At 69.1% G+C, this 15,628-nt stretch carries 12 protein-coding genes and 1 tRNA gene; 9 read left to right on the top strand and 4 right to left on the bottom strand.

Annotated elements, in window-relative coordinates:
* Positions 1-13: 13 nt before the first annotated feature.
* From yidC to rpmH, 4 genes are read right to left on the bottom strand one after another with little or no spacing between them, the layout of a single operon-like run.
* Positions 14-1,282 carry a membrane protein insertase YidC gene (yidC, locus tag AQJ11_RS17470; RefSeq protein WP_014673772.1) on the bottom strand — a complete coding sequence of 423 codons (1,269 nt, stop codon included), beginning with the start codon at positions 1,280-1,282 and terminating at the stop codon, positions 14-16.
* Positions 1,283-1,285: 3 nt separating this feature from the next.
* Positions 1,286-1,660 (bottom strand): membrane protein insertion efficiency factor YidD, encoded by a 375-nt coding sequence (gene yidD, locus AQJ11_RS17465; RefSeq protein WP_014673773.1) that lies wholly within the window; start codon positions 1,658-1,660, stop codon positions 1,286-1,288.
* Positions 1,657-2,028 carry a ribonuclease P protein component gene (gene rnpA / locus AQJ11_RS46005; RefSeq protein WP_078611778.1) on the bottom strand — a complete coding sequence of 124 codons (372 nt, stop codon included), beginning with the start codon at positions 2,026-2,028 and terminating at the stop codon, positions 1,657-1,659. The genes yidD and rnpA overlap by 4 nt, the downstream gene beginning before the upstream one ends.
* 21 nt (positions 2,029-2,049) lie before the next feature.
* Entirely contained in the window at positions 2,050-2,187 is a 138-nt protein-coding gene (gene rpmH / locus AQJ11_RS46000) for a 50S ribosomal protein L34 (RefSeq protein ID WP_003956500.1), read from the bottom strand.
* 371 nt (positions 2,188-2,558) lie between these two features.
* Between rpmH and dnaA the strand changes: the two genes are divergently transcribed.
* The 9 genes from dnaA (at position 2,559) to AQJ11_RS17415 (ending at position 15,616) form a co-directional block, all read left to right on the top strand.
* Complete coding sequence (gene dnaA / locus AQJ11_RS17455) at positions 2,559-4,457, top strand: chromosomal replication initiator protein DnaA (protein ID WP_079082338.1); 1,899 nt, start codon at positions 2,559-2,561, stop codon at positions 4,455-4,457.
* A 1,078-nt stretch (positions 4,458-5,535) separates the two neighbouring features.
* Positions 5,536-6,666, top strand: coding sequence for a DNA polymerase III subunit beta (dnaN, locus tag AQJ11_RS17450; RefSeq protein WP_014673775.1), 1,131 nt, complete (start codon positions 5,536-5,538; stop codon positions 6,664-6,666).
* Between the two features lie 231 nt (positions 6,667-6,897).
* The gene (gnd, locus tag AQJ11_RS17445; RefSeq protein WP_014673776.1) at positions 6,898-7,773 is read left to right on the top strand and encodes a phosphogluconate dehydrogenase (NAD(+)-dependent, decarboxylating); all 876 of its coding nucleotides are present in this window, start codon (positions 6,898-6,900) and stop codon (positions 7,771-7,773) included.
* Between the two features lie 78 nt (positions 7,774-7,851).
* On the top strand, positions 7,852-8,973 hold the full coding sequence (gene recF / locus AQJ11_RS17440) for a DNA replication/repair protein RecF (protein WP_059263667.1): 1,122 nt from the start codon (positions 7,852-7,854) through the stop codon (positions 8,971-8,973).
* Positions 8,970-9,536 carry a DciA family protein gene (locus AQJ11_RS17435; RefSeq protein WP_059263666.1) on the top strand — a complete coding sequence of 189 codons (567 nt, stop codon included), beginning with the start codon at positions 8,970-8,972 and terminating at the stop codon, positions 9,534-9,536. Before recF ends, AQJ11_RS17435 begins: the two co-directional genes overlap by 4 nt.
* A gap of 396 nt (positions 9,537-9,932) precedes the next feature.
* The gene (gyrB, locus tag AQJ11_RS17430; RefSeq protein WP_058081166.1) at positions 9,933-12,014 is read left to right on the top strand and encodes a DNA topoisomerase (ATP-hydrolyzing) subunit B; all 2,082 of its coding nucleotides are present in this window, start codon (positions 9,933-9,935) and stop codon (positions 12,012-12,014) included.
* Positions 12,015-12,056: 42 nt separating this feature from the next.
* Positions 12,057-14,651 (top strand): DNA gyrase subunit A, encoded by a 2,595-nt coding sequence (gyrA, locus tag AQJ11_RS17425; protein ID WP_014673780.1) that lies wholly within the window; start codon positions 12,057-12,059, stop codon positions 14,649-14,651.
* 18 nt (positions 14,652-14,669) lie between these two features.
* Positions 14,670-15,419: a DUF3566 domain-containing protein gene (locus tag AQJ11_RS17420; RefSeq protein WP_175252205.1), complete on the top strand. Its 750-nt coding sequence runs from the start codon at positions 14,670-14,672 to the stop codon at positions 15,417-15,419.
* A gap of 120 nt (positions 15,420-15,539) precedes the next feature.
* Positions 15,540-15,616 (top strand) — tRNA-Ile (locus tag AQJ11_RS17415).
* Positions 15,617-15,628: the final 12 nt, after the last annotated feature.

Here is a 15,628-nt window from a genome sequence, read left to right as displayed (position 1 = left end):
GATGGGCTCCTTCTTACTTCTTGGACGGGGACTTGGGCCGCTGCGGGCCACCCTTGCGCTGGCCGGACTGGGCCTTGCTGCGGGTGCCGGAGCCGGGCTTCTGGGGCTGCTTGGCAGCGGCGGGCTTGGCGTCCTGCGGCTCGTCGGACTTCTCCAGCGAGGTGGGCTCGCCCGCCTGCTTGGGCCCGGACTGGCGCTGGGCCTTGGTCTGACGCTTGGGCTGCTGGCGCCGGGCGGCGGCCGTGGTGGTGTCGACGGGCGCACCGTCCTCGGTCTGCGCCGCGGCCTGGACCGTGCTCTTCACCACGGTGCCGTCGCTCTGGGCGGTGAGGCCGGCCTTGGTCAGCGCGTTGATGAACTTGCGCTCGAACTCGTTGCGGTCGCGTCCCTTGGCGACGATCGCCTTGACGATGGTCTTCTCGCTCCGGCGGCTGACCTTGCCGTGATGCGTGACGTGCTTGGTCAGACGCTCCAGGTAGGCGGCCTGGGCCTTGGAACCCGGGGTCGGGTTGTTGTGGATGACGTACATCTGCTGGCCCATGGTCCACACGTTGGTGGTCAGCCAGTAGACGAGGACACCGACCGGGAAGTTGATACCGAAGACGGCGAACATGATGGGGAAGACGTACATCAGCATCTTCTGCTGCTGCATGAACGGCGTCTTCACCGTCGTGTCGACGTTCTTCGTCATCAGCTGGCGCTGCGTGTAGAACTGCGACGCCGACATCAGGACGATCATGATCACGGTCACGACACGGACGTCGGTGACCGAGGCGCCCAGGGCGTGGATCGTGTCGGAGCCGTCCTTGAACTTCGCGGCGAGCGGGGCCCCGAAGATGTGCGCCTTACGGGCGCTGGCCAGCAGCGACTCGTTGATGACGCCGATGGTGTGGCCCGACGCGATGCCGTTGAGCACGTGGTACAGGGCGAAGAAGAACGGGGACTGCGCCAGGATGGGAAGGCACGAGGAGAGCGGGTTGGTGCCCGACTCCTTGTACAGCTTCATCATCTCTTCGGACTGACGCTGCTTGTCGTTCTTGTAGCGCTCCTGGATCTTCTTCATCTCGGGCTGGAGCGTCTGCATGGCCCGGGTCGCCTTGATCTGCTTCACGAAGAGCGGGATCAGGCAGATGCGGATCAGGATCACCAGGGACACGATGGACAGGCCCCAGGCCCACCCGGTGTCAGGGCCGAAGAGGGCGCCGTAGACCGTGTGGAACTGGACGATGACCCATGAGACGGGTGTTGTGATGAAGCTGAAGAGGCTGGCAATCGTGTCCACTAATCATGCTCCTTGGGCATGGGACGAGGTCTCTGCGGCCGGGCTCGGAGGAAGCTCGGAAGCAGGCTTCTCGGGCTTCGCTTCGGTGGCCGGTTCGGCGGCGGAGGGCCCGCCCGTGCGTGCGCGCCACGCGTTGCGCAGCATTTCGTGCCACCGCGGGCGCTTACGCGGCGGAACATGGTCCACGCCGCCCAGCGACCACGGATTGCACCGGAGGATGCGCCAGGCGGTGAGTGCCGTTCCCTTGATCGCACCGTGCCGGTCGATGGCCGTGTAGCCGTAGTGGGAGCACGACGGGTAGTACTTGCACACCGGCCCCAGCAGCGGACTGATCGTCCACTGATAGAGCTTGATCAGAGCCAGCAGCGGGTACTTCATCGCGCGCCCCCTCCCAGCAGCCGCTGGAGTGCGGCGTCCAGGTCTCGGGCCAGCTGTGCGTGGTCGGCGTCACCCGCTCCGGGCAGCGCTCGTACGACTACCAGGCTACCGGGGGGGAACAGGGCGACTCGGTCACGCATCAGATGACGCAGTCTGCGCTTCACTGTGTTGCGCACGACCGCGCCACCCACGGCCTTGCTCACGACGAAACCCGCACGCGTCGGGGGAGCGCTCTCCCCAGGCGCGTGCGGGTCCGTTGCACCGCTTCGAAGGTGGACGACGAGGGTCGGGCGTCCGGCCCGACGACCTCGTCGTACCGCGGTCGCGAAGTCCTCGCGCCGCCTCAGCCGGTTCTCGGTGGGCAGCACGACGTCATGACCTGATCGGGATCAGGCGGACAGGCGGGCGCGACCCTTGCTACGGCGGGACGCGAGAATCGCGCGGCCGGCACGGGTGCGCATACGCAGCCGGAAGCCGTGGGTCTTCGCGCGACGACGGTTGTTCGGCTGGAAGGTGCGCTTGCTCACTCGGGGGCTCCAGAAAATCGGTAGTGGCGGGGTGCCGTCCTGGCTGTCACCGTGCGCCCACGAGTAGCTCGCGTCACGCCCGAGTGCACCGCTTCCCGATCACCTGACGTGATCTGTGCCCATCGGAGGCAGGCGGCAGCAGCCATCGACAACTCGACCTGGTTACGGTACGCGGGGCTGCGCCATCCGGTCAAACCGAGGGTCTCCGAGGGACACTATCCACAGGCTGGGGACAACAACTTGAACCGCACCCGCCGCGCTGACTACCGTGGCTGGACTCCGATTCGTTCCCTTATCCCCGCCCGACCCGATTTTCATCCCGACCCGTCCCTGAACCACACGTTCGTGGGACCTGTGAGAGAGCGTGCCCTGTGGCTGACGTACCTGCCGATCTTGCCGCAGTGTGGCCACGAGTACTGGAGCAGCTCCTCGGAGAGGGCCGCGGACAGGGTGTGGAGGCGAAGGACGAGCACTGGATCCGGCGCTGCCAGCCGCTCGCGCTGGTCGCGGACACCGCGCTGCTCGCCGTGCCGAACGAATTCGCGAAGGGCGTCCTGGAAGGCCGCCTGGCACCGATCGTCAGCGAGACGCTGAGCCGGGAGTGCGGCCGTCCCATCCGGATCGCGATCACCGTGGACGACTCGGCGGGCGAGCCGCCGGCACCCCCCGCGCAGCAGACCCCGAAGCCGCGCTACGAGGAGCCGGAACTTCCCGCGGGGCCCTATGAGGGCTACGGTCGCCACCGCGGCGACCACCCGGGCGGCGACCCGCGCGCCGACCATCTGCCGCCCGCCCGCCCCGACCAGCTCCCCACCGCCCGCCCGGCCTACCCGTCCGAGTACCAGCGCCCCGAGCCCGGCGCCTGGCCGCGCCCCGGTCAGGACGAGTACGGCTGGCAGCAGCCCCGGCTCGGCTTCCCCGAGCGGGACCCGTACGCCTCGCCGTCGTCCCAGGACGGCTACGGCTCCGGCGCGGACGCGTACGGCTCGCCGTCGCAGGACTACCGCCCGCAGGGCATGGACCGGCCGCCGTACGAGCAGCAGCGCGGCGACTACGACAACCCGCGCGCGGACTATGAGCCGTCCCGGACCGAGTACGACCAGCGTGAACCGGTCCGCCGTGAGCTGCCCGAGCCGCCGGTGCACCGCGGTGGTCACGGCCGCCCGGACGTGCCCTCGGCGGGCGCCCCCGGACCGCTGGCCGCGCAGCCCGCGCCGACGGGCGGCCCCGGTGAGCCGACCGCGCGGCTGAACCCGAAGTACCTGTTCGACACGTTCGTCATCGGCGCCTCCAACCGGTTCGCGCACGCGGCGGCGGTCGCGGTCGCCGAGGCTCCGGCGAAGGCCTACAACCCCCTGTTCATCTACGGGGAGTCGGGGCTCGGCAAGACGCACCTGCTGCACGCCATCGGGCACTACGCGCGCAGCCTCTACCCGGGCACGCGCGTGCGGTACGTGAGCTCGGAGGAGTTCACCAACGAGTTCATCAACTCCATCCGCGACGGCAAGGGCGACAGCTTCCGCAAGCGCTACCGGGAGATGGACATCCTGCTCGTCGACGACATCCAGTTCCTCGCGGACAAGGAGTCGACGCAGGAGGAGTTCTTCCACACCTTCAACACGCTCCACAACGCCAACAAGCAGATCGTGCTCTCCAGCGACCGGCCGCCCAAGCAGCTGGTCACGCTGGAGGACCGGCTGCGGAACCGGTTCGAGTGGGGCCTCATCACCGACGTCCAGCCGCCCGAGCTGGAGACGCGCATCGCGATCCTCCGGAAGAAGGCGGTGCAGGAGCAGCTCAACGCCCCGCCGGAGGTGCTGGAGTTCATCGCCTCCCGGATCTCACGGAACATCCGTGAGCTGGAGGGCGCGCTGATCCGGGTGACGGCGTTCGCCTCGCTCAACCGGCAGCCGGTGGACCTGGGCCTGACGGAGATCGTCCTGAAGGACCTGATCCCCGGGGGCGAGGACTCGACGCCGGAGATCACCGCGACGGCCATCATGGCGGCGACGGCGGACTACTTCGGGCTCACGGTCGAGGACCTGTGCGGCAGCTCGCGAGGCCGTCAGCTGGTGACCGCGCGGCAGATCGCGATGTACCTGTGCCGGGAGCTGACGGATCTGTCGCTGCCGAAGATCGGGGCGCAGTTCGGTGGGCGGGACCACACGACCGTCATGCACGCCGACCGCAAGATCCGGGCGCTGATGGCCGAGCGGCGGTCGATCTACAACCAGGTGACCGAGCTGACCAACCGGATCAAGAACGGCTGACCCGCGGTCCACGCCGGCCCACGCCGGCCCACGCCGGTCCACGCCTGCCTACGCGGCACCGAGGCGCCTTCGGGACGGAGATCCCGGGGGCGCCTCTTCGCGTCCCCGCCAGCCGTTCCCCCGCGTCCGATGGACGGGCCGAGCGGGCGGGCGAAATCGCCCGCCCGTCGTCGACGGCCGGCTCCCGTGAAGCAGGCGGCACGGCTCGCGTGACGCCGCCGGCACGGCTCGCGTGACGCCGCCGGCACGGCTCGCGTGACGCCGACGGTGCGGCCTGCCGTGGCCATGCGCGCACAGCCGCCCGCCATCCGGTGTTCGATTACTTGCCTGGTTACGGCCACTCTCCACAGATTCGGTGACTTTCTTCCGTCCACATCCTGGGGACTGCGGAGTTGTCCCGAGCTGTGTCCACAGGGAAGCCTCGTCCATGGCTTCTGCCCAGCTCAGAGGCCTGTGGAATCGTGGACGAACGATCTCCACAGACTGTGGACAACGCGGAGATCCACAGCCTGTGCACGGAGTTGTCCACCGACGACCCACAGGCTGGGGGCAGTTGTCCCCAGCGATCCCCAGCTTCTCCACAGCGCTGTCCACTGTTCGGCAACCCGGCACACCCGCTCACCGCGTCGAGTGAAAGCCGTCACAGGAAGCTGCCGGATTGGGGTGTGGGAAACCTGGGTATTCCTGGGGACACAGCTGGGGAGAACTGCCCTCAGCCTGTGGGCGACGTGTGCAGAACTTTCCGTTCTCCACAGACAGCCCCGGTTGTCCACTGCCTCCACCCACAGGACCGGTGGACAAAATATCCGCGCTGAGCTGGGCAAACGTGGTTATCCACGGTATCCACAGGCCCTACTACTACTCCCGACTAGAGAGAGCTCGGCAATCGTTTCGAAGCGGGGCCTGTGCACAACTCGCCGTCTCGCGCCCGGCTGCCCCTCGGTCGGACTTGACCCCAACGGGCACCTACTGTCAGTGCCGTGCGTCAGACTGGTTCCGGTGTCCTTCCCGTCGAAGAGGGCGGTGACACCGAGTCGGAGGACTCAAGCGCAACGGCAGCATCAGGAGGCGGCTTACGGTGAAGATCCGGGTGGAACGCGACGTACTCGCGGAGGCAGTGGCGTGGGCCGCACGCAGCCTCCCGGCCCGTCCGCCGGCGCCTGTCCTCGCCGGCCTGCTGCTGAAGGCCGAGGACGGCCAGCTCAGCCTGTCCAGCTTCGACTACGAGGTCTCCGCGCGGGTGAACGTCGAGGCGGAGGTCGAGGAGGAGGGCACCGTCCTCGTCTCCGGCCGGCTGCTCGCCGACATCTCCCGCGCCCTGCCCAACCGGCCGGTGGAGATTTCCACAGACGGTGTACGGGTCACCGTGACGTGCGGCTCCTCCCGGTTCACCCTCCACACCCTGCCCGTGGAGGAGTACCCGTCGCTGCCGCAGATGCCGAACGCGACCGGCACCGTCCCCGGTGAGGTCTTCGCCGCCGCCGTCTCCCAGGTGGCCATCGCGGCCGGCCGGGACGACACGCTCCCGGTGCTCACCGGTGTGCGCATCGAGATCGAGGGCGACACGGTCACCCTGGCCTCCACCGACCGCTACCGCTTCGCGGTCCGCGAGTTCCTGTGGAAGCCGGAGAACCCCGACGCGTCCGCGGTCGCCCTGGTCCCGGCGAAGACGCTGCTGGACACCGCGAAGGCGCTGGGCGCCGGGGACAGCGTCACGCTGGCGCTGTCCGGGTCCGGCGCCGGTGAGGGCCTGATCGGTTTCGAGGGCGCCGGGCGGCGTACGACCACGCGTCTGCTCGAAGGCGACCTGCCGAAGTACCGCACGCTGTTCCCGACCGAGTTCAACTCCATCGCCGTGATCGAGACCGCGCCGTTCGTGGAGGCCGTCAAGCGCGTGGCGCTGGTCGCCGAGCGGAACACCCCGGTGCGGCTCAGCTTCGAGCAGGGTGTGCTGATCCTGGAGGCCGGGTCGAGCGACGACGCACAGGCTGTGGAAAGGGTGGACGCCCAGCTGGACGGCGATGACATCTCCATCGCCTTCAACCCGACGTTCCTGCTGGACGGTCTGAGCGCGATCGACTCGCCGGTGGCGCAGCTGTCGTTCACCACGTCCACGAAGCCGGCGCTGCTGAGCGGCAAGCCGGCGGTGGACGCGGAGGCCGACGAGGCCTACAAGTACCTGATCATGCCGGTGCGGCTCAGCGGCTGACCGCTGTCCACAGCTGTGCACGGTGCCGGGCGCCGCAGGGGCGCCCGGCACCGCGGTCGGCCGGGACGGGTGGGCGCCGGCCGCGCCGCTACGGCGGCACGAGTCCGTGGACGAGGCCGTTCTCGCAGGTGAGCGGCTATGCCCACAGCTGTGCATGAGCGTCCGGGTTTAGGCTCGGCTCGGCATCTTCGGTGCCTCTCACGCCACACAGCGACCTAAGGAACACAACTGATGGAGCTCGGTCTCGTCGGCCTCGGCAAGATGGGCGGCAACATGCGCGAGCGGATCCGCCGCGCGGGCCACACCGTCATCGGATACGACCGCAACGCGGACCTCGCGGATGTCCACAGCCTGGAAGAGCTTGTGGGCAAGCTCAAGGGCCCGCGGGTGGTCTGGGTGATGGTCCCGGCCGGTGAGCCCACCCAGTCGACCATCGACCAGCTGGCCGAGCTGCTGGAGCCCGGCGACGTGGTCGTGGACGGCGGCAACTCCCGCTGGACGGACGACGAGAGGCACGCCGAGGAGCTGGCCGCCAAGGGCATAGGCTTCGTCGACTGCGGCGTCTCCGGGGGCGTCTGGGGCCTGGAGAACGGGTACGCGCTGATGTACGGCGGCGACGCCGAGAACGTGGCCAAGGTGCAGCCGGTCTTCGACGCGCTGAAGCCGGAGGGCGACTTCGGTTCGGTGCACGCGGGCAAGGTCGGCGCGGGCCACTTCGCGAAGATGGTCCACAACGGCATCGAGTACGCCATGATGCAGGCCTACGCCGAGGGCTGGGAGCTGCTGGAGAAGGTCGACTCCGTCACGGACGTCCGTGAGGTCTTCCGCTCCTGGCAGGAGGGCACGGTCATCCGCTCCTGGCTGCTGGACCTCGCGGTGAACGCCCTCGACGAGGACGAGCACCTGGACGGTCTGCGCGGTTACGCGCAGGACTCGGGCGAGGGACGCTGGACCGTGGAGGCCGCGATCGACAACGCGGTGCCGCTGCCGGCGATCACCGCGTCGCTGTTCGCGCGGTTCGCCTCCCGCCAGGAGGACTCGCCGCAGATGAAGATGATCGCCGCGCTGCGCAACCAGTTCGGCGGTCACGCGGTGGAGAAGAAGTAATCCACAGGGTCGCTCCGCGATCCACAGCCCTGGGTCGCTCCGCGATCCACAAGCCTGAGGGAGGTCGGCGGTACCGCCATGCACGTCACGCATCTGTCGCTCGCCGACTTCCGCTCGTACGCCCGGGCCGAGGTCCCGCTCGACCCGGGCGTCACCGCCTTCGTCGGCCCCAACGGGCAGGGCAAGACCAACCTCGTGGAGGCGGTCGGATACCTGGCGACCCTCGGCAGCCACCGGGTGGCCTCCGACGCCCCCCTGGTCCGCATGGGCGCCGAGCGGGCGGTGGTGCGGGCGCAGGTCCGGCAGGGCGACCGGCAGCAGCTGATCGAGCTGGAGGTCAACCCGGGCAAGGCCAACCGCGCCCGCATCAACCGGTCCTCGCAGGTCAGGCCGCGGGATGTGCTGGGGATCGTGCGGACCGTGCTGTTCGCGCCCGAGGACCTCGCGCTCGTCAAGGGCGACCCGGGCGAGCGGCGGCGGTTCCTCGACGAGCTGATCACCGCGCGGTCCCCGCGGATGGCGGGTGTGCGCTCGGACTACGAGCGGGTGCTCAAGCAGCGCAACACCCTGTTGAAGACGGCCGCGCTGGCCCGCCGGCACGGTGGGCGGTCCATGGACCTGTCCACGCTCGACGTGTGGGACCAGCACCTCGCGCGCGCGGGCGCCGAGCTGCTCGCCCAGCGGATGGACCTCATCGCCGCGCTGCGGCCGCTCGCCGACAAGGCGTACGAACAGCTCGCTCCCGGCGGCGGTCCGGTCGCGCTGGAGTACAAGCTGTCGGCGCCCGGTGAGGCGCACACGCGCGAGGACCTCTACGCCCAGCTGACGGCGGCCCTCTCCGAGGCGCGCAAGCAGGAGATCGAGCGGGGCGTCACCCTGGTGGGACCGCACCGGGACGATCTGCTCCTCAAACTCGGTCAGCTGCCCGCCAAGGGGTACGCCTCGCACGGCGAGTCCTGGTCCTACGCCCTCGCGCTGCGGCTGGCCTCCTACGACCTGCTGCGCGCCGAGGGCAACGAGCCGGTGCTGATCCTGGACGACGTCTTCGCCGAGCTGGACGCCCGCCGCCGGGAGCGGCTGGCGGAGCTGGTCGCGCCCGGCGAGCAGGTGCTGGTCACCGCCGCCGTGGACGACGACGTACCCCCTGTGCTGGCCGGCGCGCGGTACGCGGTGGCCGGTGGGACGGTGGAGCGCGTATGAGCACAGAGGAGCCGGGCCCGGGCACCCCGAACCCCCGGAAGACGGGCGCCCGGGGCGGCGCCGAGCCCTCCGGTGTCGACCTCGCGCGCGTGGCGTTGCGCGCGGCGAGGGAGCAGGCACGCGCGCGGGGGGACGCGGCGCGGCAGAAGAAGCAGGCGCGGCGCGGCGGCGGCCTGCGTTCCGGGGCGCGCGCCGACGGGCGCGACCCGATGGCGCTGGGTGCGGCGATCAACCGGCTGATCACCGAGCGCGGCTGGGAGAAGCCGGCCGCGGTGGGCGGGGTGATGGGCCGCTGGCCGCAGATCGTCGGCGAGGACCTGGCCAAGCACTGTGTGCCGCAGCGGTACGACGAGGACGAGCGGGTGCTGACCGTCCAGTGCGACTCGACGGCCTGGGCGACCCAGCTCCGGGTGCTCGCCCCCACCCTGGTCGCGCGGATCAACGAGGACCTCGGGCACGGCAGCGTACGGATCATCAAGGTGCTCAATCCGGGCGGCCAGACCCGTCGCTACGGCCCGCTGCGGGCTCCGGGGAGCACCGGACCCGGCGACACCTACGGGTGATGTACCTCACGTCGGGCGTCCGGTCCGGCGTGCTGTCGTACCCCCGTCCACAGGTGTGGATCACCGCTGTGGGGTGCCCCGGAACCCCCGGCGACCGGCCTCGGATCGCCATCTGACCCGCCAGTAGCCACGGGTTGACGGCTCGAAGCGCTGAGTGCCGCTGTGAGCCGCTTGGAGCCCCCTTCCGTATATCGGTACCCGGCGGAGACCGGTTGAGGGCGGCACATGGGAGCTCAGGTGCCCGCAAACCCCCATCGATGTCAGTGCTACCGGTAGACTGGAAGACAATCCCGCCCCAACGTGGGGACCGCCCGGGAAAAGCTGAGCAACGCTGATCAAGGCTTACCAACGCAACATGCCGCAGCCGCTCCGGCAACCTGCCGACGAGCCCGGCTCGTGCTGTGCCAGAAAGGGCGCTTCGTGGCCGATTCCGGCAACCCCAACGAGAACATCCCGTCCACCGACGCCGGCGTGAACGCCGAGGCCACGGAGTCCGCCGCGGCCTCCGCGTCCTACGACGCCAGCGCCATCACCGTGCTCGAAGGGCTGGACGCGGTCCGCAAGCGGCCCGGCATGTACATCGGCTCAACGGGCGAGCGCGGTCTGCACCACCTGGTGTACGAGGTCGTCGACAACTCGGTCGACGAGGCGCTGGCCGGTTACGCGGACACCATCGACGTGACGATCCTCGCCGACGGCGGCGTGCGCGTCGTCGACAACGGCCGTGGCATCCCGGTGGGCATCGTGCCCTCCGAGGGCAAGCCGGCCGTCGAGGTTGTGCTCACCGTGCTGCACGCGGGCGGCAAGTTCGGCGGCGGCGGGTACGCCGTCTCCGGCGGTCTGCACGGTGTCGGTGTGTCCGTCGTCAACGCGCTGTCCACCAAGGTCGCCGTCGAGGTGAGGACCGACGGCCACCGCTGGACGCAGGACTACAAGATGGGCGTCCCGACGGCGCCGCTGGTCAAGCACGAGGCGACGCAGGAGACCGGTACGTCGGTCACTTTCTGGGCCGACCCGGAGATCTTCGAGACCACCGAGTACTCCTTCGAGACGCTGTCCCGGCGTTTCCAGGAGATGGCGTTCCTCAACAAGGGCCTGACGATCCGGCTCACCGACGAGCGCGAGTCGGCGAAGGCCACGAGCGGCGCGGACGAGGCGGGTGCGGACGAGAAGGCCGAGGTCAAGACCGTCACGTACCACTACGAGGGCGGCATCGTCGACTTCGTGAAGTACCTCAACTCCCGCAAGGGGGAGGCGGTGCACCCCACGGTCGTCTCGCTGGAGGCCGAGGACAAGGACAAGAGCCTGTCCCTTGAGGTCGCCATGCAGTGGAACAGCGGCTACACCGAGGGCGTGTACTCCTTCGCGAACATCATCCACACCCATGAGGGCGGTACGCACGAGGAGGGCTTCCGCGCGGCCCTCACCAGCCTCATCAACAAGTACGCGCGCGACAAGAAGCTGCTGCGCGAGAAGGACGACAACCTCACCGGTGACGACATCCGCGAGGGTCTGACCGCGATCATCTCGGTCAAGCTGAGCGAGCCGCAGTTCGAGGGCCAGACGAAGACCAAGCTGGGCAACACGGAGGCGAAGACCTTCGTGCAGAAGGCGGTCTACGAGCACCTCAACGACTGGCTGGACCGCAACCCGGTCGAGGCCGCGGACATCATCCGCAAGGGCATCCAGGCGGCCACCGCGCGCGTGGCGGCCCGCAAGGCCCGTGACCTGACCCGGCGCAAGGGGCTGCTGGAGTCGGCGTCGCTGCCGGGCAAGCTGGCCGACTGCCAGTCCAACGACCCGGCCAAGTGCGAGATCTTCATCGTCGAGGGCGACTCCGCCGGCGGCTCGGCCAAGTCCGGCCGGAACCCGCAGTACCAGGCGATCCTCCCGATCCGCGGCAAGATCCTGAACGTGGAGAAGGCCCGGATCGACAAGATCCTCCAGAACCAGGAGATCCAGGCGCTGATCTCGGCCTTCGGCACGGGTGTGCACGAGGACTTCGACATCGAGAAGCTCCGCTACCACAAGATCATCCTGATGGCGGACGCCGACGTCGACGGCCAGCACATCAGTACCCTGCTGCTGACCTTCCTGTTCCGCTTCATGCGGCCGCTGGTCGAGGCCGGGCACGTGTACCTGTCCCGCCCCCCGCTGTACAAGATCAAGTGGGGCCGTGACGACGTGGAGTACGCCTACTCGGACCGCGAGCGCGACGCGCTGATCGAGATGGGCCGCCAGCGTGGCAAGCGCGTCCGCGAGGACTCGATCCAGCGCTTCAAGGGTCTCGGCGAGATGAACGCCGAGGAGCTGCGCGTGACCACCATGGACCAGGAGCACCGGGTCCTCGGCCAGGTCACCCTGGACGACGCCGCCCAGGCCGACGACCTGTTCTCGGTCCTCATGGGCGAGGACGTCGAGGCCCGTCGCCAGTTCATCCAGCGCAACGCCAAGGACGTCCGCTTCCTCGACATCTGAGTCGGTCTCAGCTGACCGCACCAGGAAGGATCTTCACCAGCAATGGCCGACGAGAACACCCCCGTCACCCCCGAAGAGGGCGGCGAACTCGTGATGCGTGTCGAGCCCGTCGGGCTTGAGACGGAGATGCAGCGCTCGTACCTGGACTACGCGATGTCCGTCATCGTGTCCCGTGCGCTGCCCGACGTCCGGGACGGTCTCAAGCCCGTCCACCGCCGTGTGCTGTACGCGATGTACGACGGCGGCTACCGCCCCGAGCGCGGCTTCTACAAGTGCGCCCGTGTCGTCGGCGACGTCATGGGCAACTACCACCCGCACGGCGACTCCTCCATCTACGACGCCCTGGTGCGCCTCGCCCAGCCGTGGTCGATGCGGATGCCGCTGGTGGACTCCAACGGCAACTTCGGCTCCCCGGGCAACGACCCCGCGGCGGCCATGCGCTACACCGAGTGCAAGATGGCGCCGCTGTCGATGGAGATGGTCCGGGACATCGACGAGGAGACCGTCGACTTCACGGACAACTACGACGGCCGCTCCCAGGAGCCGACCGTCCTGCCGGCCCGCTTCCCGAACCTGCTGATCAACGGCTCGGCCGGTATCGCGGTCGGCATGGCCACCAACATCCCGCCGCACAACCTGCGCGAGGTCGCGGCCGGCGCCCAGTGGTACCTGGAGAACCCCGAGGTCTCCCACGAGGAGCTGCTGGACGCGCTCATGGAGCGCATCAAGGGCCCCGACTTCCCGACCGGCGCCCTGGTGGTGGGCCGCAAGGGCATCGAGGAGGCGTACCGCACCGGCCGCGGCTCCATCACGATGCGCGCGGTGGTCGAGGTCGAGGAGATCCAGGGCCGCCAGTGCCTGGTGGTCACCGAGCTGCCGTACCAGGTGAACCCGGACAACCTGGCGCAGAAGATCGCCGACCTGGTGAAGGACGGCAAGATCGGCGGCATCGCGGACGTCCGCGACGAGACCAGCTCGCGCACCGGCCAGCGCCTGGTGATCGTCCTGAAGCGGGACGCGGTCGCCAAGGTCGTGCTGAACAACCTGTACAAGCACACGGACCTCCAGACGAACTTCGGCGCCAACATGCTGGCGCTGGTCGACGGCGTGCCGCGCACCCTGTCCCTGGACGCGTTCATCCGCCACTGGGTGACGCACCAGATCGAGGTCATCGTCCGCCGGACCCGGTTCCGGCTGCGCAAGGCCGAGGAGCGCGCCCACATCCTGCGCGGCCTGCTGAAGGCCCTGGACGCCATCGACGAGGTCATCGCGCTGATCCGGCGCAGTGAGACCGTCGAGATCGCGCGCAGCGGCCTGATGGGCCTCCTGGAGATCGACGAGATCCAGGCGAACGCCATCCTTGAGATGCAGCTGCGCCGGCTGGCGGCCCTGGAGCGGCAGAAGATCGTCCAGGAGCACGACGAACTCCAGGCGAAGATCAACGAGTACAACGAGATCCTCGCCTCGCCGGTGCGCCAGCGCGGGATCGTCAGCGAGGAGCTGGCCGCGATCGTCGAGAAGTACGGCGACGACCGCCAGACCAAGCTGATCCCGTACGAGGGCGACATGTCCATCGAGGACCTGATCGCCGAGGAGGACATCGTCGTCACCGTCACGCGCGGCGGCTACGTCAAGCGGACGAAGACGGACGACTACCGGGCGCAGAAGCGCGGCGGCAAGGGCGTGCGCGGCACGAAGCTGAAGGAAGACGACATCGTCGACCACTTCTTCGTCTCCACCACGCACCACTGGCTGCTGTTCTTCACCAACAAGGGCCGGGTGTACCGGGCGAAGGCGTACGAGCTGCCCGAGGCCGGCCGGGACGCGCGCGGCCAGCACGTGGCGAACCTGCTCGCCTTCCAGCCGGACGAGGCGATCGCCGAGATCCTGGCGATCCGTGACTACGAGGCGGCGCCGTACCTGGTGCTGGCCACCAAGTCGGGCTTGGTCAAGAAGACGCCACTGAAGGATTACGATTCGCCTCGCTCCGGCGGTGTCATCGCCATCAACCTGCGGGAACGCGAGGACGGTTCGGACGACGAGCTGATCGGCGCCGAGCTGGTCTCGGCGGACGACGATCTGCTGCTGATCAGCAAGAAGGCGCAGTCGATCCGGTTCACCGCCTCGGACGAGTCCCTGCGCCCGATGGGCCGCGCCACCTCCGGCGTCAAGGGGATGAGTTTCCGGGAGGGCGACGAGCTTCTCTCGATGAATGTGGTGCGACCCGGTACGTTCGTGTTCACTGCCACCGACGGTGGGTACGCGAAGCGGACCGCCGTCGACGAGTACCGCGTCCAGGGCCGCGGCGGCCTCGGTATCAAGGCCGCCAAGATCGTGGAGGACCGTGGTTCGCTCGTCGGCGCGCTGATCGTCGAGGAGAACGACGAAATCCTCGCGATCACCCTCTCCGGCGGTGTGATTCGCACGCGAGTCAGCGAGGTCAGGGAGACGGGCCGTGACACCATGGGCGTCCAACTGATCAATCTGGGCAAGCGCGATGCCGTGGTCGGTATCGCACGTAACGCCGAAGCGGGGCGCGAGGCGGAGGAAGTCGACGGCGACGTGGCCGTGGACGAGACCGCCGAGGGTGCCGCGATCACCGGCACGGACGAGGGTGAGGCACCCTCGGCCGAGTAGCACGAGGAGTGAGTCAGCGTGAGCGGAGCCACGGGCGCCGGATCGGCCGGTACCTCCACGGGTACGGAAACGGACGGCGGCGGCCGTGGCTCCGCCGCGAACGGGCTGCCCGCGGGGAGTGCGCCCGCCGGTGGCGCGCACGACCCGCAGACGACGAACCTGAAGCCGGTGAAGGTGTCCGAGACGGACTCTTCCCGTACGTCTGGATCCCAGGGGGGAACTGTGGCGGACACCCGAGGCCCGGCCGCGTCCGGTGAGGCGCGGCCGGCGTCGCCGCTTCCCGGGGAGCGGCGCCCGGAGCAGGCCGACGGGCCCTACCACCCGCCGCAGGCCTATCCGGCGCAGGCGCCCGCCGGCGCGACGCGCAAGCCGCGCACGGGCGTGCGGACGGCGCCGCGCACCCGCAAGGCGCGGCTGCGGGTGGCCAAGGCCGACCCGTGGTCGGTGATGAAGGTCAGCTTCCTGCTCTCCATCGCGCTCGGCATCTGCACGGTCGTCGCCTCGGCGGTGCTGTGGATGGTCATGGACGCGATGGGCGTGTTCTCGACGGTCGGCGGCACGATCTCGGAGGCGACCGGCTCGAACGAGGCGAACGGCTTCGACCTCCAGGCGTTCCTGTCGCTCCCCCACGTCCTGACGTTCGCGGCGATCATCGCGGTCATCGACGTGGTCCTGGCCACGGCGCTCGCGACGCTCGGCGCGTTCATCTACAACCTCTCCGCGGGGTTCGTGGGCGGCATCGAGCTGACGCTGGCGGAGGACGAGTGACCCGCGGACCCGCGGACCAGCGGCGTTCTGACGGTCCCCCGACAACCGATTTTGGGACTGACGCGGTCGTGCGCTAATCTTCAGGAGTCAGCGCGCGGGACACACACCGCAAAGCGCGGCGGGGCTATAGCTCAGTTGGTTAGAGCGCATCCCTGATAAGGATGAGGCCACAGGTTCAAATCCTGTTAGCCCCACCAGCACAAAGGCCC

Source organism: Streptomyces corchorusii (assembly GCF_001514055.1).
Classification (GTDB): Bacteria; Actinomycetota; Actinomycetes; order Streptomycetales; family Streptomycetaceae; genus Streptomyces; species Streptomyces olivaceoviridis.
The sequence above is the reverse complement of the archived record's forward strand: the minus strand, read 5'-3'. Positions and strand labels throughout refer to the sequence as shown.

Bases quoted from the DNA above. Each gene is read 5' to 3' on its own strand.
- AQJ11_RS17435 (WP_059263666.1), top strand. From the start codon at position 8,970: ATGAGCACAGAGGAGCCGGGCCCGGGCACCCCGAACCCCCGGAAGACG.
- yidD (WP_014673773.1), bottom strand. From the start codon at position 1,660: ATGAAGTACCCGCTGCTGGCTCTGATCAAGCTCTATCAGTGGACGATC.
- gnd (WP_014673776.1), top strand. From the start codon at position 6,898: ATGGAGCTCGGTCTCGTCGGCCTCGGCAAGATGGGCGGCAACATGCGC.
- recF (WP_059263667.1), top strand. From the start codon at position 7,852: ATGCACGTCACGCATCTGTCGCTCGCCGACTTCCGCTCGTACGCCCGG.
- gyrA (WP_014673780.1), top strand. From the start codon at position 12,057: ATGGCCGACGAGAACACCCCCGTCACCCCCGAAGAGGGCGGCGAACTC.